The 26,745-nt window shown below is 62.6% G+C and carries 19 protein-coding genes, 1 tRNA gene and 2 pseudogenes; 11 read left to right on the top strand and 11 right to left on the bottom strand.

What is annotated here, in order from left to right; genetic code table 11:
- The first annotated feature begins 53 nt into the window (after positions 1-53).
- Complete coding sequence (gene dndA, locus FH608_RS50275; protein WP_139638315.1) at positions 54-1,211, top strand: cysteine desulfurase DndA; 1,158 nt, start codon at positions 54-56, stop codon at positions 1,209-1,211.
- Here the strand turns inward: dndA and FH608_RS50270 are convergent.
- Genes FH608_RS50270 through FH608_RS50245 form a run of 6 tightly spaced genes read right to left on the bottom strand, consistent with a single transcriptional unit; the run spans position 1,198 to position 9,453 of the window.
- Positions 1,198-2,646, bottom strand: coding sequence for a DNA phosphorothioation-associated putative methyltransferase (locus tag FH608_RS50270; protein ID WP_139638314.1), 1,449 nt, complete (start codon positions 2,644-2,646; stop codon positions 1,198-1,200). The two genes, dndA and FH608_RS50270, sit on opposite strands and share 14 nt — an antisense overlap.
- Before the next feature lie 16 nt (positions 2,647-2,662).
- Positions 2,663-3,139, bottom strand: a complete 477-nt coding sequence (locus tag FH608_RS50265) for a DNA phosphorothioation-associated protein 4 (RefSeq protein ID WP_139638313.1) — start codon at positions 3,137-3,139, stop codon at positions 2,663-2,665.
- Positions 3,136-5,205: an AAA family ATPase gene (locus FH608_RS50260; protein WP_139638312.1), complete on the bottom strand. Its 2,070-nt coding sequence runs from the start codon at positions 5,203-5,205 to the stop codon at positions 3,136-3,138. Before FH608_RS50260 ends, FH608_RS50265 begins: the two co-directional genes overlap by 4 nt.
- A complete protein-coding gene (locus FH608_RS50255) occupies positions 5,202-5,387 on the bottom strand; it encodes a hypothetical protein (protein WP_139638311.1) in 186 nt (61 codons plus the stop codon). The genes FH608_RS50260 and FH608_RS50255 overlap by 4 nt, the downstream gene beginning before the upstream one ends.
- 17 nt (positions 5,388-5,404) lie before the next feature.
- Positions 5,405-7,525, bottom strand: a complete 2,121-nt coding sequence (locus FH608_RS50250) for a DEAD/DEAH box helicase family protein (RefSeq protein WP_226900700.1) — start codon at positions 7,523-7,525, stop codon at positions 5,405-5,407.
- An 8-nt stretch (positions 7,526-7,533) separates the two neighbouring features.
- The gene (locus FH608_RS50245) at positions 7,534-9,453 is read right to left on the bottom strand and encodes a sigma factor-like helix-turn-helix DNA-binding protein (protein WP_139638309.1); all 1,920 of its coding nucleotides are present in this window, start codon (positions 9,451-9,453) and stop codon (positions 7,534-7,536) included.
- 377 nt (positions 9,454-9,830) lie between these two features.
- Between FH608_RS50245 and FH608_RS50240 the strand changes: the two genes are divergently transcribed.
- A complete protein-coding gene (locus FH608_RS50240) occupies positions 9,831-11,165 on the top strand; it encodes an Lsr2 family DNA-binding protein (RefSeq protein WP_139638308.1) in 1,335 nt (444 codons plus the stop codon).
- A gap of 1,007 nt (positions 11,166-12,172) precedes the next feature.
- Here the strand turns inward: FH608_RS50240 and FH608_RS50235 are convergent.
- On the bottom strand, positions 12,173-13,933 hold the full coding sequence (locus FH608_RS50235; protein WP_139638307.1) for an AIPR family protein: 1,761 nt from the start codon (positions 13,931-13,933) through the stop codon (positions 12,173-12,175).
- Between the two features lie 883 nt (positions 13,934-14,816).
- Here FH608_RS50235 and FH608_RS50225 point away from each other — a divergent pair.
- Positions 14,817-15,542: a DNA/RNA helicase domain-containing protein gene (locus tag FH608_RS50225; RefSeq protein ID WP_193319097.1), complete on the top strand. Its 726-nt coding sequence runs from the start codon at positions 14,817-14,819 to the stop codon at positions 15,540-15,542.
- A gap of 32 nt (positions 15,543-15,574) precedes the next feature.
- Positions 15,575-15,641, top strand: a tRNA-OTHER gene (locus tag FH608_RS50220).
- A 635-nt stretch (positions 15,642-16,276) separates the two neighbouring features.
- On the opposite strand, the gene FH608_RS50215 is transcribed toward FH608_RS50220, so the two are convergent.
- Positions 16,277-16,600, bottom strand: a complete 324-nt coding sequence (locus FH608_RS50215; RefSeq protein WP_139638305.1) for a hypothetical protein — start codon at positions 16,598-16,600, stop codon at positions 16,277-16,279.
- A gap of 569 nt (positions 16,601-17,169) precedes the next feature.
- On the opposite strand from FH608_RS50215, the gene FH608_RS50210 reads away from it, so the two are divergent.
- From FH608_RS50210 to FH608_RS50200, 3 genes are read left to right on the top strand one after another with little or no spacing between them, the layout of a single operon-like run.
- A complete protein-coding gene (locus tag FH608_RS50210; protein ID WP_139638304.1) occupies positions 17,170-17,508 on the top strand; it encodes an ArsR/SmtB family transcription factor in 339 nt (112 codons plus the stop codon).
- Positions 17,505-17,981, top strand: a complete 477-nt coding sequence (locus FH608_RS50205; RefSeq protein ID WP_139638303.1) for an SRPBCC domain-containing protein — start codon at positions 17,505-17,507, stop codon at positions 17,979-17,981. The genes FH608_RS50210 and FH608_RS50205 overlap by 4 nt, the downstream gene beginning before the upstream one ends.
- Entirely contained in the window at positions 17,978-18,604 is a 627-nt protein-coding gene (locus tag FH608_RS50200) for a dihydrofolate reductase family protein (RefSeq protein ID WP_139638302.1), read from the top strand. The genes FH608_RS50205 and FH608_RS50200 overlap by 4 nt, the downstream gene beginning before the upstream one ends.
- A gap of 499 nt (positions 18,605-19,103) precedes the next feature.
- Here the strand turns inward: FH608_RS50200 and FH608_RS50195 are convergent, their stop codons facing one another.
- Positions 19,104-21,620, bottom strand: coding sequence for a DUF4091 domain-containing protein (locus FH608_RS50195; protein WP_139638301.1), 2,517 nt, complete (start codon positions 21,618-21,620; stop codon positions 19,104-19,106).
- A 700-nt stretch (positions 21,621-22,320) separates the two neighbouring features.
- Here FH608_RS50195 and FH608_RS50190 point away from each other — a divergent pair.
- The 3 genes and pseudogenes from FH608_RS50190 to FH608_RS50185 all read left to right on the top strand — a co-directional run bounded on the left by FH608_RS50190 (position 22,321) and on the right by FH608_RS50185 (position 23,986).
- Positions 22,321-22,584 (top strand): hypothetical protein, encoded by a 264-nt coding sequence (locus FH608_RS50190; protein ID WP_152315456.1) that lies wholly within the window; start codon positions 22,321-22,323, stop codon positions 22,582-22,584.
- 904 nt (positions 22,585-23,488) lie between these two features.
- Positions 23,489-23,653 (top strand): annotated as a pseudogene (locus FH608_RS54120) (helix-turn-helix domain-containing protein); the annotation flags it as partial.
- Complete coding sequence (locus tag FH608_RS50185; protein ID WP_264372970.1) at positions 23,636-23,986, top strand: helix-turn-helix domain-containing protein; 351 nt, start codon at positions 23,636-23,638, stop codon at positions 23,984-23,986. The pseudogene FH608_RS54120 and the gene FH608_RS50185, both read left to right, overlap by 18 nt.
- Before the next feature lie 159 nt (positions 23,987-24,145).
- Here FH608_RS50185 and FH608_RS50180 read toward each other — a convergent pair whose 3' ends face one another.
- Both FH608_RS50180 and FH608_RS50175 read right to left on the bottom strand, forming a co-directional pair.
- Positions 24,146-24,340, bottom strand: a complete 195-nt coding sequence (locus tag FH608_RS50180) for a DUF4246 domain-containing protein (protein ID WP_139638300.1) — start codon at positions 24,338-24,340, stop codon at positions 24,146-24,148.
- 301 nt (positions 24,341-24,641) lie between these two features.
- Positions 24,642-24,950: a hypothetical protein gene (locus FH608_RS50175; protein ID WP_139638299.1), complete on the bottom strand. Its 309-nt coding sequence runs from the start codon at positions 24,948-24,950 to the stop codon at positions 24,642-24,644.
- A gap of 276 nt (positions 24,951-25,226) precedes the next feature.
- On the opposite strand from FH608_RS50175, the pseudogene FH608_RS50170 reads away from it, so the two are divergent.
- A pseudogene (locus FH608_RS50170) lies at positions 25,227-26,621 on the top strand (IS1634 family transposase); the annotation flags it as partial.
- Positions 26,622-26,745 lie beyond the last annotated feature (124 nt).

Raw genomic sequence — 26,745 nt, 5'->3', positions numbered from 1 at the left:
TTTTAACGTACTCACGTGACGTGACGCCAACAAGTATGAGAGCTGGTGTGCATGTGGTCGCCTACCTGGATGCTGCGGCAACGACGAGGGTGCTCCCGGAGGTCGCCGAGGTCGTCCTGCACTGGATGTCCCAAGATTTCGGCAATGCGGGCTCGCGTACCCATGAGTATGGAACGCGCGCCAAGAAGGCGGTAGCCCGCGCTCGTGAAGGCATCGCAGCCCACCTCGCCGCCCGCCCGGATGAGTTGATCTTCACGAGTGGTGCAACCGAGAGCAACAACATCGCCATCCTGGGTCTAGCACCCTTCGGCGCTAAGAGTGAACGCCGTCACATCGTCAGCACCGCAATTGAGCACAAGGCTGTACTGGAGCCACTGGAGCACCTACAGTCACAGGGTTTCGAGGTCGAGCTGATCGAGCCGGGGCCCTCCGGTCGCGTGAGCGCGGAAGCCGTACTGGAACGGCTACGCCCCGACACGCTTCTGGTGTCTGTCATGCAGGTCAACAACGAGACTGGCGTAATCCAGCCAGTCGCCGAGCTGGCCGAGCATCTCCGCTCCACCGCCACCTACCTTCACGTTGACGCGGCTCAGGGCTTCGGCAAGCTGCCAGACGACCTTCGGGCACCGATCGATCTCGTCAGCTTCAGCGGGCACAAGATTGGAGCGCCCAAGGGGGTGGGCGGCCTGCTCATCAGACGCCGCGGGCGTGATTCCGTGCCGCTGACCCCGCTGATGTACGGAGGCGGCCAGGAACGCAAGCTCCGCCCCGGCACGCTTCCCGTTCCGCTCATCATGGGCCTGTCCAAAGCTCTTGAGGTGTTCGAAAGCGAACGTACGCAGTGGCTGCAAGCGGCCAGCGAGTTCCGCGCCCGTCTGCTGGAGGGACTCGGCAAGACCCGGTTCAACCTCCATGGTGACCAAGAGCACGTGGTCCCGCATATCCTCAACCTGTCGTTCGAGGGTGTGGACACCGAGGCCTTGATCTTGCAGCTGAAAAACTACGCCGCGGTGGCCACCGGATCCGCCTGTACGAGTGCGTCATACACCCCAAGCCATGTCCTCGCGGCGATGGGGCTACCCGAAGAACAGGCCAGCAATGGACTGCGCCTCTCTTGGTTCCCCGACCAGGCTCAGGCACTGGAAGTCGACGAGTTCGCGAGCATCATCGCCGAGTACCAAGCCGGCATCGCACCGGTCAGTACCTCTTGATCAGGCGGTGACCACGGAGCTGGCGGCCGCAGCGAACCAGCTCGGCCTCCCAGCCCTGCTCTGTCCCAATGAGATGGGGATTGGCGTATAGGCCTGCTCGCAGCTCGCTGTCGGTAAGTCGCCGATACTTCGGGACAGCGGGGTCATCCGGGTGAAGAAACTCATGTTTGCGATGGAGTAGCGGCCTGTTCTCCGACTGCTCGTAGGACATGTGCGAGGTCTTGAATGTGGCGAGATCGACCATGTAGGACGATCGCAGCCGCGGATGCGGATCCGTGTCGAACTCCGGAAAGTCCAGCCAACTCACCCCCCTACCCTGATGGCGCAGCTTGGCCAGGGTCCACTCCTGTGGACGTCCTGCCGCGAGCGAAGCGCAGTGCTCATACAGCCGCAGCACAACGGGCATGTGGTCAATTGCCCGGCGATGCACGTACAGGGCTGTTGGCGTGAGCTTGCCGACCTTTGACCCGTTCATCGCGCCACGGACATAGGCGTCGTCGCGCAGCTTGAGCAGCAGACGATCGGACCGCATGCATGCTTCCTTGTAGGAGCTGAAGAACGCTCTCACGTCGAGCTGTGTGGAAAGTGGGAGGCATCCGAAGGGACCACGCCCGTTGAACAGCTCCACACCTAGGAACAGCAGCGTGGTCAAGGTGGATTTCTTCGCACCTTCCGCGACCTTTTCGGGATTGGCCGACACCCGGACGATCCGCTGCAGCTCTGCGGTGTTCAAATGGGCTAGGAGCTCCGCCATCTGCGTCGGCATCTCCTCTACGCGCGGCACCCGCCCGCGTCGCTCTGTGTAGTCCACTACGGAGGCTATCGCCGATGCCGCGTCGTCAGAGGCCAGCCAAATGGCCGCGGGTGCGATCCGACGAGCCAGACAGCCCAGGCGCGCCTCATCGCGCTTGAACGCGTAGACGATTCCGGGAGCCGCAGAGACGCACCGGACGCCTGTGGCGTCCTCAACGTAGCTTCGGAGCTCGCCAGCGCTGAACAGGTGCTGAAACGTCCGCCGGCTGGTAAGGACTCCGTCGCCGAAACCCGTGCCCTTGACCTTGGACTTCTCCCAGGTGAGTCGAGTGGAGACCACCAAGGTCTCCTTGGCAAGTTCCCATGCCTTAACGAGCGTACGACGCCGTTCCTCCGGGTCCTCGATGATGTTGAGGACATAAGTCAGCAGCACGACATCCGATGGGTCGAGGCTGCCTTCGGGGTGATAGTGGGGGTCCCAGCCGACCGCCCTCATGGCGATCCTCTGTAGAGCCCGGACATCATCCCCTCGTCCGCACCCATAGTCCAGGACCGACGAGTCAGACGTGATCTGCTGATCCACCACAGCCTGACGTGCGGGTACGGAAAGTCCCGTTCTGCCGATCGCGGTCAGGCGGCGCTCGGTTTCCCAAGCGCCGCCCGTCTGCTCTGTGAGAGTCACATGGCCATCATGGGGTTCAGAACTCCGGAGGGCTGAAGAATTGGCCTAGCTCTGGGGGGAGCCCCACCGACCTCTGATCCCGATCAGCTCGTCGTACCATCTCCAACAGCACGTCCATAACCCGCGACTTGCTCGCGTTGATCTCGCCTTGGATGTAGTTGAGACCACCGTTTGCATACTCTTCGAAGATTGTGACCCGCTCCCCAAGGCGCTCCTCGCTCAGGATGGAAGCGTCGCCAGGGTGCTCCAGAACCCCGAGGGAGTCGATGAATGCTTCGGCAGTCGGAGAGCGACGAAAGACTTCGTACCGAATGGGCTCCCCGGTCTCACTGAACTGCTCCCTACGCTCATGGGCGTAGCCGACGGACGCTGCGAAGAGTAGGGTCGCCGCCATACTGGTGAATGGACCGTCGCCGTCCTTGCTCAGTTGCTGAATCAGACTCTCATGTCCCTTCGGCCGACGAACTCGCTGCTCACTGGGGCTCGTCATCATTGCGTCACCTCAGTGAACTCCGCGCCGTCGAAGGAGGATCCCAGCACCTGGTACGGGTACTCTCTCCCGTTCACAGCGATCTTCTCCGTAACGTCCTGCAAGTCACTCTTCGTCGTATGGGTCGTAATCACATACTGCTTGCCCACGCGCGGATGCAGCGAATTCTCGGCGACCCCTTCGGCTTGGGCCTTGCTGGACAGAACCACTACCTGAGAGGTCATCTCCGGAAGGAAGCGGGCGATCTGCCGACGGTAGTCGTCGTCCAAGTTGCCGAATACCGCGTCCATGACAATCGGATACTCACCGCCGACGCCTCCGAAGAATGGGTTCGGATTCGTGGCAGCGTCGCGGCATTCCTGCGCGACTGCGCCGACGAAGGAGAGTGAGAGCAGCATGTTCTCACCAGTGGACTTGGGGGCCGGGACCTTCTCATCGCCTACCAGCTCCCAGTACTCCAGCTGGAATCCCGGCGTAAGCTCCGGCTCGTAGTTCTTCAGCGACGCCCGCTTGAACAGAGTTCGGATACGGGTGTCCAGACGGCGGCGGATGCTGTCGGACAAGAGCTCAAGGATCTGCCGGAGCGCGGTCTCGGTCTCTCGGATCACGGCGATCCGGCGCTGGATGCGCTGGTTGTTCTCGTCCTTGACTTGGATCTTGTCGACCTGCTCCTCTTTCTGTTTTTTCTGGTTGGCCAGGAAGTCGAGACGCTCGTCGATCGTGCCGAGGCATCTACTCGTCTCGCTCAACTTGTCGACCATCTTGCTGCGTCGCACTTCGATTGCACTGATGTCCTCTTGCGGCAGCTTCTTGATCTCGATGGAAACCTCGTTGAGCTGCTCAACCAGCATGCGCTCTTTGTCGGATGCCTCCCCGATCAGGCGATCCGTCTCCGCCAGCCGGTCCATCGTGCCACGACGCCGCTCCTCCAAGCCGGCTACCGCACCGCGAAGTTGATTCCATGCCGCTTCCACTTCGGCAAGGCCGGCACGCTCACGCCACGTCTCCAGCGCTGCTCGCTCGCGCGAGCCTTCGGTGAGATGGGTACCGCAGATGCACTCGCCCTCCATGAGAAGGTCTTCGATGAACGTGCGCTTCAACGGTGCGGGCAGCTCACCACGCTCTCGAAGTGCGTCGCAGGCAGCGATGATCTTCTCAGGCAGATCAGGTATGAAGGCCAGATAACCGGAGTCTGCGAGCACCCGAGACCGCTCGTCCTCGAGCTTGCGCAGTGATTCATGGGCGCTCGCACGTTCCCGTTCCAGGCGCTCACGCTCCAGCTGAAGTTGCTTGGCACCGTCCAGGGATTTAAGACGTGCCGCGAGCAGCTCGATCTCGTCCTTGAGATGCTGAACTTCTGTGTTGAGAGACTCCTTCTCCTTCTTCTTCTCTTCCGTCTCCTTGAAGACGGCGTCGATCTCAGCGGTCAGGCGCTCGGCGAGCTCGCTGTTGGCTCCCTCGGACTTCAACTGGTGACGCAGCTTGTTCGCTGCCGTGGGGAGGTGCTTGAGGGCTCGCTCGAGCTGCTCCAAGCCAAGGAGCGTCTTGATCGCATGCTGGATCTCAGCGTAGGCCTCCTTTCGAACCAGCTGCTCGATGCGCTCACCGTTGACGAAGAAGAACTTGCTCAGGCGCTCGGGAAGAATCTTGTCTATATGTCCCTGGGCGCTCTTGAGCTCTTTGGTGACACCCCTGTCGTCACGCTCGAGGAGAAGGAGCTGCGCCTTGGGCAAACGTTGGTCCGAATTCTGCTTCTCCGCTGTGAGAAACCGGCGCGCAGTGTAAGTGCGGCCTTCATGCTCGAACTCAACGGTCACCGACATGTCCACCGACGAACCGGGGCGGGCTTCCTGCCAGATCCGATTGTTGATCAGTCTGTCCTGCTGCTCGACATCTGCGCTGAGACGCCCATAGAGAGCCCAGGTGAAGGCATTGAGCAAGGTCGTCTTACCGCCACCATTGGTGCCATATATCAGTGTGACGTTGTGTCCCGGCTCCTGAGCGAACGAGATGCGGTTCCGCCCACCGTACGGTCTGAAGTTCTCGAGCTCGATCGACAGCAGCTTCACTTGACGACGCCCTCAACCCTCCGGATGATCTGGTCGCTCACGTTGCGCGTTACCGTCGCGGTGTCTCCCAGATGCAGGTTTTCCTTCTCCAAAGTCAGAACGTCCACGACAAGCTTCTTCGCCTCATCGCTTAGTTCCGCATAGATACGACCGACGATCTCGCGCTCGTTCTGGTCGCTCACTGGCCGCTCTCCACCTTTCACACATCAAGAAGCTGGTAATAATCGCGCAGTTCCCTCAGTTTGGCGAGGGCTTCCCCGTGATTCTCCGCGTATCCGGCGAACTCTACGCATCGAGCGAGCTCTCGCCGGAAGAGCCGACGCTCAATTTCGAACAAGGCAGGGTCCTGCGGGGGTGTCACCACGAAGTCGATGACCTCTGCGAAACTCTTCCCTGGCGCCCTTCGAAGGATCCGGCCGCGGCGTTGGATGAACTGCCGAGGGTTGGTGCTGCTCGCGAGCATGTACGCCACGCGAGCATCCGGGAGATCGACCCCCTCATCCAGACAGCGCATCGACACAAGAACTTGCAGGTCACGCCCAGTCGCAAACGATCGGAGCAGATCTCGGCGTTGCCGCTTGTGCTCCCTGGAGGTGAACGTATGAGCCCTGAGACCCAACTCCTTGCCCGCTAGCTCGAGAACCTGCTCGACCTGACGTGGCCCGGTCCCGCCGTCAATCAGCGGTGCTCCGCCCTCGGCGCAGTAGATCAACTGGAAGAAACTGTCCCTGTGTCTTTCCAGCGCCTCTCGAAGGGCCGGCATCTTGGCACGAGCGTGCCCGAGGACCTTCGACCGCATCCCTAGCAGCATTCCGAGCGGTGAGTTGTCATCCTCACTCACCGAGTCTGGCTCTTGCGATCTCATAAGCGCGCCAATCTTCACGGTGAGCTCGGTGTACTGCTCTGCCTCGTCATCGCCCAGGGGAACGAGGACGGGGTGGTATCTGTACCTCGTCAACGCCCCTAGGTCAATCGCCTCCTTGAGGCCCAGCTTGGTGAGAATGTCCCCGAAGTAGTCCTTCAGGGCATCCGTGCCCGCCGGATCGAACCATCGCTCCGGTGTGGCGGAAAGTGCGAGGCGGAACTGGGCATGTGCCGGCAGAGCCGTCCGCAGATGTTCTGCTCCTAGATGGTGTGCCTCATCGGCAATGACCAGCAGAGGGAGATCGATGGAGGAAAGAAGCGCCTGGAAGGCTGCCGCGCGGAAGGTGGCATTGGTGACCACCAATGTGATGCTGCCTTTTCGGCGAGCCCGAAGAGCGGCTAGCGCATTGCGTGCCGCCGGCTCCCATGACGCAGCCAGGTCGCGGCACTTGATCGGTACAACGCCGAAGTTGCGAAGTTCTGCCGACCACTGCTCGACAAGGTCCAGGAGCGGGACCACCACCACCGTGACCAAGGACAGATCGCGAGTGTGAAGCTGCCGCCCTATCTGGTCGAGTGCTGCCAATGCGGTAATCGTCTTTCCTGTGCCGGTAGCCATCTGCAGCACGCCACGGCCATTGGCGCTCAGCCACTTCGCTATCGCAGTCTTCTGATAGTCCCGCAGTTCGACATCATGCGGCAATCGCGCCCATCCCAAGGTCGTCAGATCGGTAGACACGACCAGCGGCTCAGGATCTTTGGTCTCGTTCGACAACTCGCCGGCGCGCTCGCCCAATGCGATGAATCGCTCCTTCGCGACAGCGGGAAAGTCAAGAATCTCGAGCCTTGGTGTGCGTCCGGCCCACAACTCATCGAAGTCGGATCGGAGGATGTCCACCCTGCCCTTGTCGTTCTCGTTCCACGATCTGAAGACCTGGATCGATTCGAAGTTGTCAAGAAAGGCGGAGCTGGTCTCGTTCATGGAACCGGTGAATGCGACGGTATCCCCGTACTTGTCGGAGATGAGGCCGATCTTCTCGTGATAGAGCGCGAGACCTTCCCTGCCATGGACGATGGCAATCTTCACATCCATTGCCTCTTGGGCAATGAGCCGCCCGAGAAGCCCCAGTCCAGCGAGTTCTTTGCTGGGACGCTCGGTGTCTGGGTCCAGTTCACGTAGCACCGCCTTGGCGATGATCTCCCGGTACGTGTACCCAGCCCGCATCTCATCAATGTCGCCGTCCGTCAGATGCGGACTGGCTATAAGTCGAATACGACCGCCGTTACGTTTGAAGCCTTCCAACCCGCGAGCGACCAGTGCGAGAGACTTGCTGGTGAAGTATCCGACTGCTCGGTCGTATCGGTTCGCGAGCGAGAGGCAGGGGACATAGAACTCACCTACGACGTTGCTGCGGTCGCTCCTGTAACTGTCCTCGAGGGTCAAGGTGCGCAGCATGTCAGCCATCACCGCCCGCCGAGCGCAGCGAAGAAGTCATCCAGACCAGGAACGGAATCGAGCGCTCGACAAGACTCACTCAGGGTGTAACCCTCCACGATTTCGGCGAGGTCAAGATCGCCACGAGCACGTAGGGACATCACGAGAGCAGCCCATGAGGTTTGCACAGAGAGTGCAAGGGCGCCGGCTACTGCCAAACGCAGGTCCTCTCCGCTCAGTCCCCGTTGGACACCTGAGCGAAGCGCGATCTCGTCATCTTCGGTCTTGTTCCAGGCGCGAACCAGCCGAGCCCGGACCGCGCCACGGTCGGTCGGTGCGAGCCAGAGCACATCTCCGATCTTGGCTTGAAGCTGTGTGACCAGTGAACGGATGCTTCCAAATTGCGGCTGAGGTGCTGCCCAGGAGATGCGGATCTCCTGGGCCAGAGCAGCAAAGACGCGTTCAGTCCCCTCTGCGACTTGGAACAAGGCCATTACGCCACGTGGCGCCGTAAATCCCGATCCGCGCAGTACCTCCTTGTTGATGTCTACACGGAACCACCACTGTCCCCTGAGGAAGAAGCACCGACGGGTCTCTCCAGGAGTCGGCATTTTGTGGGATGCCTGGCTTGGCCCATCGTCTCCATTCCCTGCCAGCCTGATCCACCCATCCCTGCGAGAGAATTCCCGTCGCGCCGCGTACGCACGCACACTGGCCGGGGACACCCCGAACTGCTCGACCAGTTCATCTACTACGTCAGCCAGCAGCACACGTCCACCGCCGCGCTCGATCCTTTGCACGATCTCCTCGCGGATGCCCTCATACGTCTCGAGGTTCCACTCAGGCAGTCCATAGGAATTGGGCCCCACCCGCGCGATGCGGTCATCGGCCTGCAAACGCCCTCGAAGGGATCGCACCCCATCCACCTGAAGCCGCTCCGCGATCTCCTCCACACTCAATGGATGACCCGCAGCGGCCAGGACCGCGACTGCGAGCTCGGGTTGCGAGGCACCCTTGCGGACCACGATGCCAGCGGCCTTACGGAGACCGCAGTACTCAAGCCACGACGACCACGCATAGTCATCCAGCCCCAGCTCCGCCTGGAGTTTGTCGAGGTCGTAGCCGCCATCCGCCCGCTTCTCGCGGTGTGTGGCTGAGTAGAAGGTCACATCACGTAGATCTGAAAGCGGCTTGGTCGCCAACCAGGGACCATCGACATCGAGATCAGGCAGAAGCATCTCAAGGAAATTGGACAGCTCAATGCCGACTGGGTGAACCAGATCCGACAGCTCAGGAACTCGTGCCGAGACAGCCTCGAACGTCATGAGCGGTGAAGATCCATTGAAGACCCACCAATGGAACTGGCCGATCCGCTCCGCAACCGGGGTGCTCTGCCGCCATGCAGCGAAGTTGTCGGCCAGCTTCTTCTCTAGCTGACCAACGCGTGCGCGGCTGACACCAAGCTCGTTGCCCAGGTCATCAAGACTGCGGTCGCGACGAGCCATACGATGACGGAGGATCAGGCGCTGACGATCATCGAGCGAAGAGGTCCACAGCTCCAGAAGATCGTGCAACGTAGCATGTGGTTCGTTCTGGACCGTTTCACCACGATCACGCACGTCACCCTCTACCAGAGAGGCGAGAAGCGCGTTCAGGACATCCTTGAGCGTCCGCTGGTCGCAGCCTGTCAACCCTCTGAGCTCTGGAACGGTGGTCCGGAGCAAGACACGACGATCTTGAAGAGAATTGGCAAGCAGAATGTCCCGTGCTCGCTCCGCAGAGCAGTACCGACGGATGTCGACGGGCTCGCAGACCGAGATCTTCAGCAAGTCACCCAGCGACTCACCTCCGCCATGAGCCGCCAGCTCGGCAGCATATGTAGCGATCCAATCAGCACGATCATTGCTGGAGACAGCAGCAAGTGCATCCAGAATGCGGCCGGAGCCCATGCCCGCCTCCTTTGAACACGATCCAAGCACGCTGAAGGTCTACCAGAACCGACTGACACCACGGGGGTTGTGCCGGTCAGACAAAGTTACAGGGATACTGCCCCAACGTCGCCAATAGGGACAGTAGTCAATAGTCGCTATCGTGCCTATCGGACGACCGTAAATATCGCCTACAACACTCAATGCAAGTAGGCGCTAACAACGTGCGACCAGCACTGGAATCTGTCGGACCCCTGGTGTATGCCTCAGTATCAGCTGGAACGGTTGACGCCGGAAGAACCGTGAGAGGCCAAGCAAGGTTCGCCAGAGACGCTGACCGATCTATGCTAAACGGAACATTTCGCCCATAGCGTGACATTACGAGTGAGAGTAGCAACATGACTGTTGGCGAGCCGACCGCAAACGGCGATGTTGAACGGAAGGCAGCGGTTCCGTCACTGGATGACCTCTTCAAGGCCCTCGCGCGCTCGGACGAGACAGTCAGTAGCGAGCAACCGCCCACGGGCGTCACCTCCAACCAAACCGCGTCAGCTCAGATCCGCCAGTGGGCACGCGACAACGGCTACCAGGTGGCATCCCGGGGTCGCCTTCCGGATCACGTTGTAGACGCTTACAAGCGCCGTCCCTCCTCGACCTCGAGAAGAAGCCCGACACGCACATCACGGTCATTGAAGAGTGTCGCGACCCCCAGATCACCTGCGTTGCCATACCTCAGCAACCTGCAGGAGGCACTCATTGCCGGCGGCGTCGAGTGTCAATTGAACCCTGCGGTGCCCGCATTGATCATCTCAGCACCGCAGGAAGTCAAGATGGTCACAGCGGGCAAGATAGAGGCATTCATCTCCAACAGCCGTTTCGTATGGGGAGAAGGGCGCTCCCTCTCGATTCATCCAATCGATGACCATGAAGGCGCGGTCAGGAAGATCTTGAGATCCTCAGCGGCGCCGAGGCCGTCCATCTCTCCAAAAAAGCGGTCTCAGAAGCCCGTCACAGCCAAAGACAGCGAGGATCTTAAGCACCTCCTCCAGCTTCGCGATGCACTAGCCGTACGCGGCGTCCAAGCTGACCTCGACCCCTTCAAGCCTCTTCTGATCATCCGCTCGCCTGCGGAGGCAGTGACGATCACAAACGGCTACGTTCAGGTCCTGAGGTGCCCCGATCTCCGGTTTAGCTGGGGCAAAGGCCTTCCACGCATTTCGCACACCGCCGAGGACGCTGACAGTGCAGCTTGGGAGATCACTAGACATGGTTCGAAGGCGACTACGCCATCCGCAAGCATGTCAACCTCCACCCGTCAAGAACCGAGCATCACGAGCCCTCGTCCCCAGCGGCCACCCCGGTTAGGTGGTAGAGCGATCACAACGTACAGCTCCGACGAGCTGGTGGCCCTGATCCGATGGCTGATCTCCGAAGGACGGACAACGACCTATGACGATCTTGTTGACAACGCCATCGCCGAGCTGCGACTTCCTGGCAGGACGTCTAGAAGGGTCCAGGCCATCGAAAAGGCCGCCATCCTCGCCGGCTGGAAACCCGGTCCCGGCTCTACAACCGATGGCGCTCAGTACTCAGATGTCCTCCAGTGGGCACGGAGGCTTCGGGTCGAGCTCGACACCAGCAGAGAGATTCCAGAACATGTCGTCTGCCAGTACAACCGTATGCATCCTGAGCGGCCGTATAGACCCGTCGGCAGAGAGGGCCGGGGCCGCTGAGATCGCCTTCAGGCTTGATCAATCTCAGGCCAGATGGACGTCACGAGAGTAGGGTTGAAGTCTGACACCTGACAGATGACCGGCGACTGGCGAGGAGCGCTGGCGGCATGTCCCAGATCCCTTTGTGGGAGGAACCTCAGACACTTCGGGCGGCAGATCACGTGCCAACCGTAGACGAGTTCCTCGCGCTCCTGAAGCAACCCGATACGGAACCTGTCGATTTGATGAAGGTCACTGAGCTGGATTGATTGAATCGTCCCCGGCTTCGTTGAAACTTGATGTCGCTTGGGACGGTCGCGGACAGCACCAGGCTCGTAGCGACATGGCGTGGAAGGAGCAATGCGCCTTCCAACCTCCTGGTCGTGGAGACGGGCCCGCTCCACGACAGCGGCCAGTACAGATATCGCGGCTTGAGCTCTGCTGTCGGAGGATGTCACCGCCATGCTAAGCCATAGACTTGCTCGCTTGTCGAACTCCCATCCTGCTCTCATTGCCGCACCTAACCGGGACCATACAAACCATGCCGCAGAAGGCCACCACTCCCGATGAATGCAGTGTCCGTGCTCCTCGCCACACCTGGGTAGCTCCCTGCACACCGCGTCTACGACATTCTCCACGAGCACAACAGAGGCCCCTTGAACTTGAGCGTATCTTGAAGCAGCTGGGTAATAGACAGACAACTAAGAACACACTCGAAGGGAGCAGCTGCTCGAGGCGTTGCTGAGAGATGACAGATTGCGCTCTGGCGCCAGAGGTTGACCAGTATCCGACTGGTGCGCAAACTCGACCTCCACCGCGCACTTCACGCTGCTCTGAGTGAGGCGCCCCATTGCCTCAATGCCTATCTACTCGAGGCAGGTACACAGCTGAGCCGTTGGCCAGCCACCCTCGCATGCCTCATTCGGGTCAAATAACCCAGGCACACAGCCGCCACGCAGCCAGCAGAGGACGCTTGCGTATGGTAACTTCCAACTCAAAACTCTCTTGCGCCGAGACTCAGGACTCATCTATGACAGTTTCGGGAGCGAGATATTCTCATACATTTCTAGATGGTCAAGAAGGTTGTCTTCCCATTTTCTTGCGGCGTCGACATCCTTGAGGGCCACTCTCATGTCCGTGTCATCACCGATGGCATCCGCCCATTGCTTGAAGGCTCTTAAGACTATCTTTCTCCCGCCATCAAATTGGCGCGGATCTTTGCGCATAATGTCTATTATGCGATCCGCCTTTTCTCCATCCATTTCTGTATAATACTGCCGCAGCATCACCTTCATCGCGAATACGCAATGCATGACCCATAGCTTCTTGCACCGCAGAACCCTATTTAGGAGCCGCTCATTAAATGACGGGAGTAGCTTGACGCGGATGCCCTCATTCGGCTTATCCAGTAAGTGCCAGAAGTCTTCATACCAAACGTAGGCCAGTAGATACAGCCTGACATCTCTGTCTTCGCGATATATCTCTCCGTAAAGGGGTGGCGAGAACATCTCCTCCTTATCGCTAACGGCCTCTGCAGGATGCCCATCGAACGCCCGCCACCGCTGTCCAACGTCCTCTTTTGTGATACGACGAGCTAGCGTAAAACGGCTACGCTGGGCCGGCGAAAGCGAATGCCACTCCCTACGCTTTCTCTCATAGAACCATGGAGTGGGGAGGTTGGCAAAGTAGACTTGTAGTCTAACCTGAATAGGATCGTTCGACTTGAGGTCTTCTTGTTTTACAGGCGACTGAGAATTCGTGTGCTCGGCTATCTTTAGGAGCTGCGTCGTGCCTAGCTCACCAGGCGTTCGCGAAATGATCCGGGCGGCGATAGGGAGAATTGCGCCCCCAAGCTTGTCTCGTTTATTTATAAGAGCTGTCACGGTTTGACAGCCATTCACAATTTGCGGATTCGTAAGTGCGATTTCACTCGTCTCCGGATCGACCGAAAAACTATCGCAGACTATAGTTATTCCATTATTGTAATACCAGAACCCTTTACGCTGGGTCTCATCATCCAGTGTCCGGCGGATCTGTTGATTAACCCTGTTTTGATGGCCTAGGTGATATCTGATATTTGCAGCCACGATTCTGGGCATATGCCCTTCGGCTTGTTCTGCAAGGTTTGCGCCATCCAGATTTGCGACCAAGGCGGAGGAAATACCTTCCACCGATGGCCCATCGACAACAAAATATTGGTTTTCAATCATTCGGAGCTTTATGGTAGTTCCCTCGAGATCCTTTGATTCCTCTTTGTTGAGGTACTCTCGATAGAATTTTTCCGGAGTCCAAAATTCTACCTCGGGTCGTAGCGGGTGGCCGCTCGCTCGAGCTCTAATTTCACGCTCACTCTCGTCTGAAATTCTGCCATAAATGAAATACTGCAGGACGGGCCGACAGCCGCTGGCCAAAGCCTCTCGGAACGCTTGTCCGATTTGCATGATTTTCTGTCCACGCGTTTCGCATGCCTTGGGATTCTGTAGCATGTCCAGGACGCCAACGAAGACCCTTAAAGGTTCGGGGTCTATTAGTGTGCTTTGATCAGCGGAAAACTTCGATTGGCTGAGGTAGAAAATCTCAGCTTCTGGATCCAGGAGATAACCGTCTAGGCCTGAATCGCCTTTGCCGAGGGTATCGCATTGATTATATGCATCATCGCCAGAAAGATCGTGAACAAACGCCAGTGCCCAGCGCGCAAATGCGTCACCGTCTTGCGCAAGGGAGAACGTATCTTTATATTCGGCGACCTCGTGACGTAGCCGGACAATGAAGTTGTCTGGAACGGCCATAGCTATACCTCTCTGTCTGCTTCCCAACTTCAGCGGTAGCGACCTTCCCGAACATGAAGTTACCTGATTCGCCTTGATGTTGCACTATGTCGCCCCTTGCTCGTATGTATCGAGTTGGCAGAGGGCATGCAGCCAAGGACCCGAGCGTCCCCGCTCATGGGAACAGAACGTAACACCCACCGGCTTGCTCCGCATCGCGATCTTCCATCTTCTCCATTGCTGCCGCCCACTCGTCGTCAGTGACTGGACCGCATTCTTCTTCCAGCCAGTTCACCAGTCGCAGCAACCAGTCACGGTCACGCTTGAAGCGCAATCTCGGCCGCGTATGCCGACAGGTCTCGCTCTGCCGCGTCCGCGCGGATCTCGTCAAGGAGTTCCTCCGGGGATCGTCTCTCACTGTTGAGTTTCTCAGTCGCCATACAGGGAACATGCTCCTGGTATCGACCTCCCTGCCAGCGCTTCAGTGCGCTTTGCGGCCACCCCAATGACATCGCACACCCGGCTGCCGAGAGACCTGTAGCGCAGCGAGATCCTTCGCTCGCCGGTTCCGAGAACGGGACGCCCTCGCTACTCTTTTGGCGACCATGTGATACGGCCCGACGGGCTTCGCGCTCGTACGGCTTCGGCCGAAGCGGATAGGCCCCCGCCCGCACGAGTTCTCTCGTGCTGCCTGGGGGACAATCCGTGACGGCACTGCGGCTGTCTGTCGAGAACCTGCTCGCCTCCCCAAATGAGGCCGCCTTCGCGGAGCTGATCGCCGAGCACGTGCCGCAACACCAGCGGACAACGCCCCTCCCCCGCCGAGATCAGATCCTGGCAACGCGGCCTGCCAGCCCTCGCCCTTGATCTGGCCGACGCCGGCTTGCGCAGGGTCGAGATGCTCGTGGAGTACAAGCTTCCGCTGACCAGCGAGCGCGTCGACGGCCTGTCCGATCAAGTTCTCGACGAGCGCAGCCGCCTGTTCACCAAGCAGCGGCGCGGCGAGTTCCTCCGCTACTCGGGCGAGCGCCTTACCGAGAAACCCGGCGCAGACGCGGCCGATCGCCTCCTCCATAGCGCGGTCACGCCGAGCAAGCAGCTCATGACCTGTACCTCCAAGGAAATCCGCGATCGCGAGCAGTTTACGGTGCTGGACGAACAGCAGGTCGTGTACGAGATGGTCATGCGCACCGTGGATAGGGCCAGAAGCGCGGACTCTAAGCAGGTCGTCATCGTCACCGGCGGCCCCGGCAGCGGCAAGAGTGTGATTGCCCTGTCCCTGCTCGGCGAGGTGTTCAGGCAGGGCCACTCGGCCCTGCACGCTACCGGCTCCCAGTCCTTCACCCAGACCATGCGTCGCTACCCCCGGCCGAGGCAGCACCCGGATCAAGAACCTCTTTGGTACTTCAGCAGCTTCACCGACGCCGAGCCGAACGGCTTGGACGTGCTGATCTGCGATGAAGCTCACCGCATCCGTGAAACGTCTACTAACTGCTTCACCCCGCGGCCAAACGGACCGCTTGCACCCAGCTCGACGAATTGCTGTCCGCGGCGCGCGTCACCTGTTTGCAAGCACACGTCATGGTGTCGCGGTGGGGACATGCGCGGGATGATCAAGCAAGCGACCTGAGCCATACAGGGCGTTTAAGCAGGTCAACACACGCCTCCGGGCTGCTCTACCCTCGCTCTCCTAAAGCGGGTGCCGCAGGTTCGAATCCTGCCGGGGGCACTCACCTGAACAGGCATTTCAGCCACTGACCTGCGGTTTCACAGCCGCAGGTCTTTTGCTTCGCGAACTTTCATAGGCAGCCGACAGTGTCCGCATGCAGCCGTACGACCATGACCAGGGGACACATGGGGATGATCTTGAGAGCGTTTCCCCAGGTCGAGCCGGGATTCTGTGCCATCAGGGCGTCCGGCAGCCCGCTTGGGCGCCCTGCTATCGGCCAACGACAGCCGCTGATCGTGCCGAATACGTGCGTAAATCCCGCCTTGGTCCCTCGGTGAGTCTCACGCTATGGCTGGATGCCTCCAGGAGGCGGCCTAGCCCTCCCTTAGGGTCCCGGCGGCCGCCTCGAGGGTTGGACGCCGTATCCGTGTGCCGCTTCAGTGGAGCGCGTCCGGATGACCAGCGTCTCTGACGTGATGGCGATCAAGCTCTGGAGTGCGAGTCATGAAGGGAACACGTGTCCCTCCAGTGTCGGGACGCAACGTAAGGTACGGCATCCTCGCTGCGGCCTTGCCGGCCGTGGAGTTCATCGCGGGCATTCAGACCCAGCCGCCATATCCGTAGCCAACGACGCACTGTCCGTTACCGCTGGAGATCATGCCAGAACCCCTGGAGTGATACCCCTGACGCGCAGATCAGCCGAATGCGCACAGCCTGTTGAACTCCGCGACGTCCGTATTGATATCCGCGATCACCTGGTTGGGGTCGCCGCCGGTCATGCCGGTCAGGCGGAAGTTCAGTTCCTGGAACTCTGCGGCCAGTCGCCTGATCTTCGCCCCCACCGCTCCCTGCGCGTTGAGGGCCGCGCCCATCAGGTCGCGGTACGTCTGCTGAGCTGCGGCCGCCTGGCCGCTGTGGCTGGTTCCGGCATCCCTGCGGTAGGCGGTCAGAGCCGCCGCCGCCTCGTCGCAACCGACGGACCGGACCTGCGGCAGCGGTGCAGAGGAATCCGGGACCACTCGCGTGCGGCTCGGTGATCGGGACGTGCTGGACTCAGGCGACGAGTCCGCAGGCGATGGTGAGGGCCGGGTAACGACCCGATCCGGCGAGGATGGAGGCGGGGACGGACTGGAAACCACTGTGCCGGGCCGGGTGGCGGGCGGCATCAGGTAGGCGAAGAGCGCAACCACGGCTGCGATCGAACCCGCCACCGCGCTCACTGCCGTCCAGTTCAGGCGCGAGCCTGCTCCCCCACCGCCCGCCCGCGCTGATCCGCTTCCGGTCATGTTCTGATGGTGGCCGAGCCACCGAACTCGGTCCAGGATGACTCCTGCAAGTGTTCTTGATCTCCAGACAGCGCCGGCGCCGGCTACGCCCTGGCCGCGGACCATCCCGACCGGGCGGCCACCATCTCGCCACTCCTTCCCTGCTGGAGGGCCGGGCTCAGCCAACCGGGGTGATGCCGTCAGCAGGGCCGGCTCGTACACCACTCCCGTGGACGCAACCGCCGGTGACGGTTTGTGATCGCCTGTGCGGCTCGACACTTAGCCCTTGCGCTAACTATCGCAGGACCGCGATACTTAGCCGCGTGGCACAGTATTCGGCACAACTCGACGGGGTGTTCGTCGCCCTCGCCGACCCCACCCGGCGCGCCGTCATCCGGCGCCTCGGCCACGGGCCCACGAGCGTCGGCGACCTCGCCCGCGAGTTCCCGATGACCCTTCCCTCGTTCATGAAGCACGTGCGGACACTCGAATCGAACGGGCTGATCCGCACGGTCAAGTCCGGCCGTGTGCGCACTTGCGTGCTCAACCTCGAGCGGCTCGCCCTGGTCGACGATTGGCTCGCGGAGCAGCGCCGGATCTGGGAGGAGCGCACCGACCGCCTCGAACAGTTCGTCACCGACCCGGAGGAGAACAGGCAGTGAATCCCGATCTCGACCTTGGCCTGGAGCGGATCATCCGCGCCCCGCGCGCGACCGTGTGGAGAGCCTGGACCGACCCGTCCCGGCTTGAGCAGTGGTGGGTCCCGGCGCCGTCCCGCTGCCGGGTGGACCGCCTGGACCTGCGGCCCGGCGGGGCGTTCGTGACGCGGCTGAGTGACGACGGGGCCGAGTTTGTCCCGCACCTGGACGCATGCTTCCTCGCCGTGGACGAGCTCGAGCGGATCGTTTTCACCAATGCGATCGACAGCACGTGGCGGCCCGCGAGCCCCGCCCCGGTCCCGATGACCGCCACGATCACGCTGAACGATCACCCGGACGGCACGGACTACCGGATCGTCGTCCGACACAGCGACCCGGAGGCCCGCGCTCATCATGAGAAGCTCGGCTTCGCCGAGGGCTGGGGAACGGTCACTGGCCAGCTGGCCACTCTCACCGAGAGCATGACTCCGCGATGAAGATCACCCTCACCGAGTTCGTCACGCTCGACGGGGTCAGCCAGGGACCCGGCTCGTCGGACGAGGACACCAGCGACGGATTCGTCCGTGGCGGCTGGCTCGTCCCCCACATAGACCGGACGTTCGTCCAGCGCGCCTCCGACTGGCTCGACCTCGCCGACGGCCTGCTGCTCGGCCGGCGGACCTACGAGGCGTTCGCACGCGACTGGCCGAAGATCACCGACCCGGCCGACCCGTTCGCTGAGCGGATGAACACCCTGCCGAAGTACGTCGTGACGAACACCCTCACCGAAGGCACCTGGAACCCCACGATCGTCCTCAAGGGCGACCCGGTCCACGCGGTCACCGAACTCAAGGCACAACCAGGCCGGGAACTCCAGGTTCACGGCAGCGCCAGCCTCGGCGACTCACTGCTGACGGCGGGTCTGATCGACACGCTCCGCCTCGTGGTCGCCCCCGCCGTCCTCCGGACCGGCCGACGGCTACTGACCGGCGCAGGCACCTCGTCCGGCCTCCACCTGCTCCATCACGAGGCCACGCCGAACGGCCTGCTGCTCCTCGAATACGAGGTGACCGGCCAAGCACGCCAAGGCGAATACGAGGGCGTCACAGCCTTCACATAAGCAGCGCTACCAGGAGCTCGGCAGCCTGATCATGTCCGGCGTGCGCTGGGCCTCTGACCTCGGGCTCGACCCTTTCTCGTCCGGCTCAACAACACGACGCATGAGCTCGACGGGCCAGAGGCCTCCAAGTATCAGCACGACCTGCAGTTGGCCCGGTTTGGTGGACACCTGATCTCTGGGGAACAGTGGTTCCCGGAAGAAGGAGTCTGCTGTGCCGAACAACTATCCGCCGGAGTTTCGCCGGCAGAGGTGGAGCTGGTGCGCGCCGGGCGGACGCCGGAGGAGCTGGCCAAGGAGTTCCAGCCCTCTCCGCGCAGTCGATCCGTACCGGGGTGCGCCAGGCCGACCTCGATGATGGCCGCCGCCACAGGTCTTCTTTCATCGCGTCCGACATCCCCGGCCGACCCATCCGAGCCACGATCCACCCATCCGCGTGAACCGCAACGCCGTCCCCCCCGGCCCACGGCCACCGATGATCTCTTCGGCTGCGCAAAGGCCGTCATTGCTCTGCGCCTCCATGACGGAGTTGTGCGGCGACCTTGATCGCGTCCGTCCGCCAGTCGCGGTAGGCGGTGGGCGCCCAGACGTACTCGTAGTTGTCGGTGACGACGTCCTTCGCGCCGAGCAGCCGCCTCGCCTTCGCCAGCAGGGCCGGGTCTGTGCCGGCGGGCGCGCCGTCGATCGTCTCGTGCAGCGTCTCCAGGAGGTTGTAGTCCTCCAGGCCGTCGCGCAAGTTCTCCAGCCGGATCGACGGGATCGGCCCGCCGGGGCCGGGATAGAGCAGCGATCCGTCGCCCGCGTAGGCGTTCCACGTGCGCGGATCCCAGTTGCTGAGCGGGCCATCGTCCAGGATCGGATGGCCGTACCAACGGTCCACCCGGTAGTAGAGGAACCCGTCGACGCCGGCTTGGTGAGCCATCGGGCCGAGCAGTGTGCGCAGCTGGCCGGGGTCGTGGTTGACGAACACGTTCGGAGTCGGATTCGCGTTGCCCGCGTGGAGGTACCACCACGCCTCGCGTCCCTGGGCGTGACGTTCGGCGATGATCTGCGGGTTGTACCAGGGAACGTCGCGCACCCACCAGTCGATGTACGCGTCGAGGCCGCTCTGGCGTCCCATCTGGTCGTCGATCGCGGTGGTGAGCACGCGGATGTCGGGGAAGCGTTGCTTGAATCTGGCGAGGACGAAACGGATCAATTCGGTGTGCTCGGCGCGTGTCTCGTCACAGCAGTAGAGGTAGGCCTTGTCGGCGAAGCCGGCAGCACGGTACTGCTCGACGTACGGGGCGATCAGGTCGAACAACTGGTCCGCCTTGGACGCCCAGCTGTCGGGCTTGGTCAGGTCGAACAGCCGCGGATCGAAGTACCAGATGTTGAACTGGCGAAGGCCGCCGTACTGCTCGTCGATCCGCCGCAGGCTCTCCACCGAGGGTGGCTTGCCTTCGTAGATGCTGCGGTAGATGTTGTCGCCCTGCAGCATGTACGTGCCGAGGAACGCGTACTCGGTGTCGACGAGCTTGGCGACCTCGTCCGGGTCGGTGACGCCATACGGTTCGGCGTACGCCTTCGGGTCGTGCCCGATCGCGGTGCGCAGCCTGGGCGCCTGGTCGATCTTGACGTCCCAGACCCGCACCCGCAGCTTCACCCGCTCCGGCTGCCGGCCGTCGGCACGGAGTATGAGGTCGACCGGATGGACTCCGGGCTTGGTGCCCGGGGTGGTGTGCACGGTCACCCAGAATGCCTGGACGTCCCCCGCCGCCACATCGGTCTTCGGGTCGTTGGTCTGGATCGGGTCGGGGGTCCAGCCTTCGTAGATGCTCGGCCGGAACGCGGTCGGTATCGACGGCTTCTGAGCGACCGGCGGCACCATGTTCAGCGACACGACGGGATGCGCCTCGACGGTGACGCCGGACGGCCGGCCGCCGACGACGGCCTCGACCCACGCGCCGGTCAGCGGCGTCCCGTAGTTGAACGCCACGAGCTGGGTGCTCTCGTACTCCCCACGCACCAGCGACAGCATCGGCGGGACGAACGAGCAGTCGCAGGGCAGGTCACGTGGGTAGACGTGCGACATCGAGTCAGAGAATCCCAGCCCGATCGGCGCGGCGGGTCGCGCAGACCTCGCTGCCACGAGTGTGCCGAGCCGTCTGATCTCCCAGTCCACGCCGATCAGGTTCTTCCAGATCTTCCGCGCGTCGCCGACACGGTCGCCGAGACCGGGCAGTTGCTCGCCGGACGCGTCGAGGCGGGCCCGGATCTGGTCGGCCTGGGCGACGAGGTAACGGTCCGGCGCCGCGGGCGTCTGCCGGATGCGCTTGCGCATCTGTGCGACGGCCTCTTTCGCCTTCGCGAGTTCACCGGACAGGTCCATCGCCGCGATCAGCGTGCGGGCGACGCGCTGCTTCTCCGCGGCCACGTCGGTCTGCTGGTCGGTGAGGCGGATGTCGTCGACGTACAGGCGTTTGGGGTTCGGAGACCGTTCTGTGCTGATCTGGATCTTGTCGAGGTGGGCCAGGTCGACACCGGCCGCGGCGATGTCGGCGACGCGAATCTCGAAGACCTGGTGCTCGTAGGGCTCGGCCCAGATCGACCGCAGCAGGTAGCGGCCATTCTTGTCCCACACAACCACATACATCCGGGCCCGTTCGATCGAGCCGTTGGCAGCGCTGACGTGCAGATATGTACGGGTGGTCCAATCAACGTCGGGAATCGTGCCGCCGACGTCCAGCCAGACCCGCGGGAACACCGAGCCGGCCTTGGAGTTGTACGGGCCGATGTCCAAGCGCATTCCCTGCTGTCCGGCGCTCGCGTAGTCGCGGGTGACGGTGACCTTGTCGAGATCGGGCGCGGGTAGCGTCGCGTTGCGGAGCGCGTCGGGCTGCTCGAAGTCAGCCAGGGTCACGTCGGCCGACGCCGACGCGGAGCCGACGGCCGGCGGCCCGGCCACGGTGAGTGCCGTCACCATCCCGAACACGATGGACACCACCCAGCGGCGGCGCCCCGGAATCACAGATCCCACGGGGTCCTCCCCAAAGAACGATGGACCAATCTTCGAGACAGTTTTCGGTCTAGTCCGAAATTGACAGTCGCATGCGGGATCATGAAAGTCAACACCCACCTGACGCGTCTGGGCGCCGCACCCGTGCGTCCGGACGGCAACCACGAAAGATCACCCGCTGAGCGTCACCCTCGACGTCCGGCCCGCCGGCCGCCGCCCCGACACTGGTGACATCCAGAACGGGCGCCACACTGGCGATCTCGCGTCCTGGGCGAAGCGCTCGCACGCCGGCCGGCCAGCCGCGACCCTGCCGCCTGCAAGCGGTGAAAGCCTTCGCGGCACGCCAAGCCGGCTGTGGGGCGAGGACGCCACCGTAGCGGCCTCCGGCTCCACCCGCTTCTCCGCTCTCGACCAGAACATTTTCACCGAGTACCACTCACGGTACGAAAGGGCCAAGCGGGGCGTGCTGATCTGCTCCGGCCGGTCTCACTCACCTTTGATGCGTACGAGGCCGCCCGGCACCGGATGTGGATCCCTGGTCTCTCCGCGGCCGTTTGGCTGCCGGAGCTGCACCACACCACCCCTCGAGGCGTGGGCCGTCACCGAACCCGAAGCGAAGCAGCACGCAGTCCAGCTGCGACATAATCGCCGCAAGCAATTAGATGGCAAGCCGAGGAGCGTCGTGAGCGGATCCGGGTCAGGATCCGTCGGGTGGTCTGGCATGAGCGGGTCCGGCTGGGCCGATCTCGCGCAGGTCCGTGCCCGGCTGGACGCGGGCGCGGACCCGAACTCGGGCGTGTACGCCTTCGGCGGCTACGACGGGCGGCCCTTGCACTTCGCGGCCGAATCGGGGAGCCCCGAGACGGTGACCGAGCCGGCCGCCCGCGTGGACGGTCGTCGACCGCGCTGTGGGCGGCCGTCTTCGCGCACCGCTCGGACAACGCCCGCGTCCTGGTCGCGGCCGGGGCGACCCCTGGCGGCCTGATGATGGCCGGCTGGTCTCCGGGACAACTCGGTTCGCGTGCGTCGCCGGGATCACTGCGGTCGAGGCCGCCCGGCGGCTGCACGCCCGACCCGCCGAGGACGCCGCCGTCACGGTGACCCTGGCCGACCCATGGACCGACTTCGACAGAAGTCTGCAGATCGTCGGCCTCACCGACGTACCCGAAGGATGCGTCCTGGCACAGCCCTGGGGACACGTCCCAGCCGACCCCGAAGTAGCCGGCCCCCTCTCCGCGGGAACCGTCTGCTACGCCATGGCAGCCAACCTCAAGAGCGGCACCCAAGGCATCGCCGCCCGGAACGGAGCCATCGAAGACTTCAACACCATCCCCGGCGGCGGTGACGCCGGCGGCCGAAGAGCGGGAACGCCTCTCGGATTCCGACCACGAGTATCGCTTTGACCAGGTCAAACACCCGTCGACCGATGGACAGTGAGAGGTCATTGGCGAGGTGCCAATGCACGTCGGACAGCATCCACATATCGCCCATCAGCAGACATAACAGACTCGAAACGACTGGAGCTCCCCTAAGCGGGTGCCGCAGGTTCGAATCCTGCCGGGGGCACTCACCTGAACAGGCATTTCAGCCCCTGACCTGCGGTTTCACAGCCGCAGGTCTTTTGCTTTGCGGACCTTGATAGGCAGCCAATGGTGTCTGCATGCAGCCGTACGACCATGATCAGGGGACATGTAGGGGATGATCTTGAGAGCGTTTCCCCAGGTAGAGCCGGGATTTTGTGCTATCAGGGCGTCCGGCAGCCCGCTACACCGGTTGAAAGCGTAGAGTCCTAGCCGCGTGACGGATCGCGTTCGGTACGGTACGACCGGAGCATGCGGTAGGGGCAAAGGGGTGGGTACACGCCCGCGGAACAGGAGCGGCGGGAGCGTGTACGGCTGCAGGCGGCCGAGTGGTTCGAGGCCGGGGAGTCGACCAGGACGGTCGCGGCGCGGTTACGGGTGCACGAGCGGTCGGTGACCCGCTGGCGGAAGGCATGGCGAGAGGGCGGCAGGCAGGCGCTGCTGTCCAAGGGGCCGGTGTCGAGGGAGAAGCTGTCGGCTGCTCAGTGGGCGCGGCTGGATGCCGAGTTACGACGGGGCCCGCTGGCCTGGGGATATGCCGAGGATCAGTGCTGGACGCTGGGCCGGGTCAAGACGCTGATCGGGCGGCTGTTCCACATCGGCTACACCATTGAGGGCGTGGGCAAGCTGATGCACCGCCACGGCTGGTCGGTGCAGGTCCCGGCCCGGCGCACGATCGAGCGGGACGAGGAGGCCATCGCGTTGTGGAAGGCCGAGGTGCTGAAGAAGATCCAATACCGGCCTCACCTGCTCACCGGCTGTCTGACCCAGGCCGGGCTCACCCTCGATACCCCGGCAAAGCCATGACCGACTCTACGAATTTAACGTGTGTAAGCGCCCTGCTATCGGCCAACGACAGCCGCTGATCGTGCCAAATACGTGCGCAAACTCCGACTGGGCCTCCCGGGCACAGGACTCAGACTGCGCCCGGAGACGCGCGGTGAATGAACAAGAGGTCATGAGCGACTACACACCGACGCCTCCGGGTTCCCACCGATGATCGGCGAGTTCGAGGGCAACACGGCCGAGACCACCACGATGCTGCCGACCCTCACGGCATTCCTGACCGCCCACGGCCTGCACGACGTCATCATCGTCGCCGAAGCCGGGAATCTCGGACAAGAACACGCGCGCCATCGAAGCCGAAGGACTGTCCTTCATGCTGGGGATGAAGGTCCCCTACGTGGCGCGGCGGCAGAAGGACAACCCCGGCAAGGCGATCCCGGACGCACGACTTCACCCAGCCCTGGCCCGCCGCCCTATCGGATAAGCGCGAGGCCAGGTCCGCTACTACCCGCTGCAGGCACCCTTGTTGCCGACATGGCCGTCGATCGTGGTGGAGGGCTGATTGCTCCTCGTGAGCGACTGCGTGGTCCAGTCACTGGTGATCCGCCGCAGTTCGATGCTGGGGGTGTCGGTGTCGCTGCAGGTGTTGGAGTGGGTCAGCAGCTAGTCGGCCACATCAGGTTGGCAATTGAGACGGATGCAGCGGATCCTCTGCTCGCTGGGTGAACGCCCTCACCGCCCACTCCGGCAGTGGCTTGTCCCGGCTGGCTCCAAGAACTGTCTTGGCGGCTAGACGCGCTCCTTGAACGGTCTCCTCGGTGACGAACTGAGCGATCTTCGTATGCAGCCAGATGGCGTAGTGCCCCTCGCTCATGATCGCGACGAGTAGGCGTCCCAGCTCCTCCTCATCGGTCGGCGCCGGCTTCGGGCTGGGCTGGTTGAGCTGGGCGACGTCTGCTGATAGCTGGTCGAGCCTCTGGTCCATGGCGGCCCTCAGCCCATCCAGCCGTTCAGTAATCTCGGCCGAGAGACGTTCGGTCTGCTTGCGTGCTTCCTCGGCCGTCCGTACCGCTTCCTCAGTTCGCCTTCTTCGCCCTAGCCAATACCCGCGTTCCGCATAATTCGGGGTTCCTGGAGGTCGTAGTGACCTGAACGCGCAGGTCAGGGACTTGGAGTCTGGGTCGACGGCTGGATTCGCCTAGAGACGCGATTTCTGGATTTAGCTGTGCTGGCCTGGGCTTGGGCCATAAGGTCTGGAGTCGTGTACGTGAAGACGACGAAGCGGGAGAACAAGTCCGGGACGGTCCGGTACCTGCACCTGGCGCATAACGAGTGGGATCCGGTGAAGGGCCGGGCGGTGCCGAAGGTCCTGTTCACGTTCGGCCGTGAGGACGAGCTGGACCGGGAAGCGGTCAAGCGGCTGGTCACGTCTCTATCGCGCTTGCTGGAGCCAGGAGACGCGCTGGCAGCAACGACGGCCTCGGACCTGGAGTACGTGTCGTCGGTGCCGTTCGGCGGCACGCACGTCCTCGACCAGATGTGGTGTCGGCTGCGGATCGATCAGATCGTCGGCCGGGTCGGGCAGCCCAAACGGGGCCGCCGCCGGAACATGACCGTCACGGAGCGGGTGCTGTTCGGCCTGGTCGCCAACCGGGCGCTGGCTCCGTCCTCCAAGCTCGCCGCCGCGGAGTGGATGAACCACGACGTCCACATCGACGGCCTGGCCACCGTCGATGACGACGCCTGCTATCGGGCGATGGACTGGCTGCACGAAGTCCGTGACGAGCTGGAAAAGCAGGTGTTCGACGAGGTCGCGAACCTGCTCAACCTTGAGGTCGACCTGCTGTTCTTCGACACCACCAGCACCTACTTCGAACTCGGGGAGGCCGACGAGCCGGTCGGCCGCGACGAGCGGGGCGAGAGGGCCACCGACGGGCAGGACGCCGGTAACGAGGCCGGGTTCCGGACCTATGGCAAGTCCAAGGATTCGCGCGACGATCTCCCGCAGATCGTGATCGGCATGGCCGTCACGAGGGACGGCATCCCGGTCCGCTGCTGGTCCTGGCCCGGCAACACCGCAGACCAAGCCCTGATCCGCCAGGTCAAGGACGATATGCGTGACTGGACCCTCAGCAAGATCGTGTGGGTGACCGATCGGGGGTTCTCCAGCGAACGCAACCGCCGCTACCTGCGCCAGGGCGATCACGCCTACATCATCGGTGAGAAGCTCCGCTCCGGGTCGCCCGAGGTGACAGCGGCCCTGGCCTGCCAGGGCCGCTATGCCGACATCGCCGAGAACATGCGCGTGAAGGAAGTCCGGATCAGCGACACCGAACGATTCGTGATCTGCCATAACCCCGAAGCCGCCCAGCGGGACGCCCACATGCGCGAGCAGTTCGTCGCCCAGCTGACCGAGCTGATCGACGGCACCGACACCCTGAGCGAGTTCAAGCGGGGTGAGCTGCGCGGGAAGATCACCGGCAAGCCCGGCCTGAACCGCTACCTGCGCACCACCCCTGCAGGCAAGCTCCGCATCGATCACAAGAAGATCAAGTTCGAGGAGAACCTCGACGGGAAGTACCTGCTGCGCTGCTCAGACCCGCACCTGCCGGCCGAGGACATCGCCCTGGGTTACAAGCAGCTCCTGGAGGTCGAGATCTGTCAAGCACAATGCACCGATAACTACAGCCTGGCCGTATAGGGCGAGTGCTCAGCTGTCGGTGACTGATTCGTCGGGTGGGGAGGCGTTCGTCTGCTGCCAGCGTCTGCGGTTGTGGTAG

It is taken from the genome of Nonomuraea phyllanthi, from assembly GCF_006334985.2.
GTDB lineage: Bacteria > Actinomycetota > Actinomycetes > Streptosporangiales > Streptosporangiaceae > Nonomuraea > Nonomuraea phyllanthi.
This window is presented reverse-complemented; position numbering and strand designations above follow the sequence as displayed.

What these genes read in the sequence shown, in the direction of transcription:
- FH608_RS50265 (WP_139638313.1), bottom strand. Translation starts at nt 3,139, where the DNA reads ATGATGACGAGCCCCAGTGAGCAGCGAGTTCGTCGGCCGAAGGGACAT.
- FH608_RS50180 (WP_139638300.1), bottom strand. Translation starts at nt 24,340, where the DNA reads ATGAAGGACAGTCCTTCGGCTTCGATGGCGCGCGTGTTCTTGTCCGAG.
- FH608_RS50250 (WP_226900700.1), bottom strand. Translation starts at nt 7,525, where the DNA reads ATGCTGCGCACCTTGACCCTCGAGGACAGTTACAGGAGCGACCGCAGC.
- FH608_RS50240 (WP_139638308.1), top strand. Translation starts at nt 9,831, where the DNA reads ATGACTGTTGGCGAGCCGACCGCAAACGGCGATGTTGAACGGAAGGCA.
- FH608_RS50175 (WP_139638299.1), bottom strand. Translation starts at nt 24,950, where the DNA reads ATGGACCAGAGGCTCGACCAGCTATCAGCAGACGTCGCCCAGCTCAAC.
- FH608_RS50190 (WP_152315456.1), top strand. Translation starts at nt 22,321, where the DNA reads ATGAGCGGGTCCGGCTGGGCCGATCTCGCGCAGGTCCGTGCCCGGCTG.
- FH608_RS50200 (WP_139638302.1), top strand. Translation starts at nt 17,978, where the DNA reads ATGAAGATCACCCTCACCGAGTTCGTCACGCTCGACGGGGTCAGCCAG.
- FH608_RS50245 (WP_139638309.1), bottom strand. Translation starts at nt 9,453, where the DNA reads ATGGGCTCCGGCCGCATTCTGGATGCACTTGCTGCTGTCTCCAGCAAT.
- FH608_RS50235 (WP_139638307.1), bottom strand. Translation starts at nt 13,933, where the DNA reads ATGGCCGTTCCAGACAACTTCATTGTCCGGCTACGTCACGAGGTCGCC.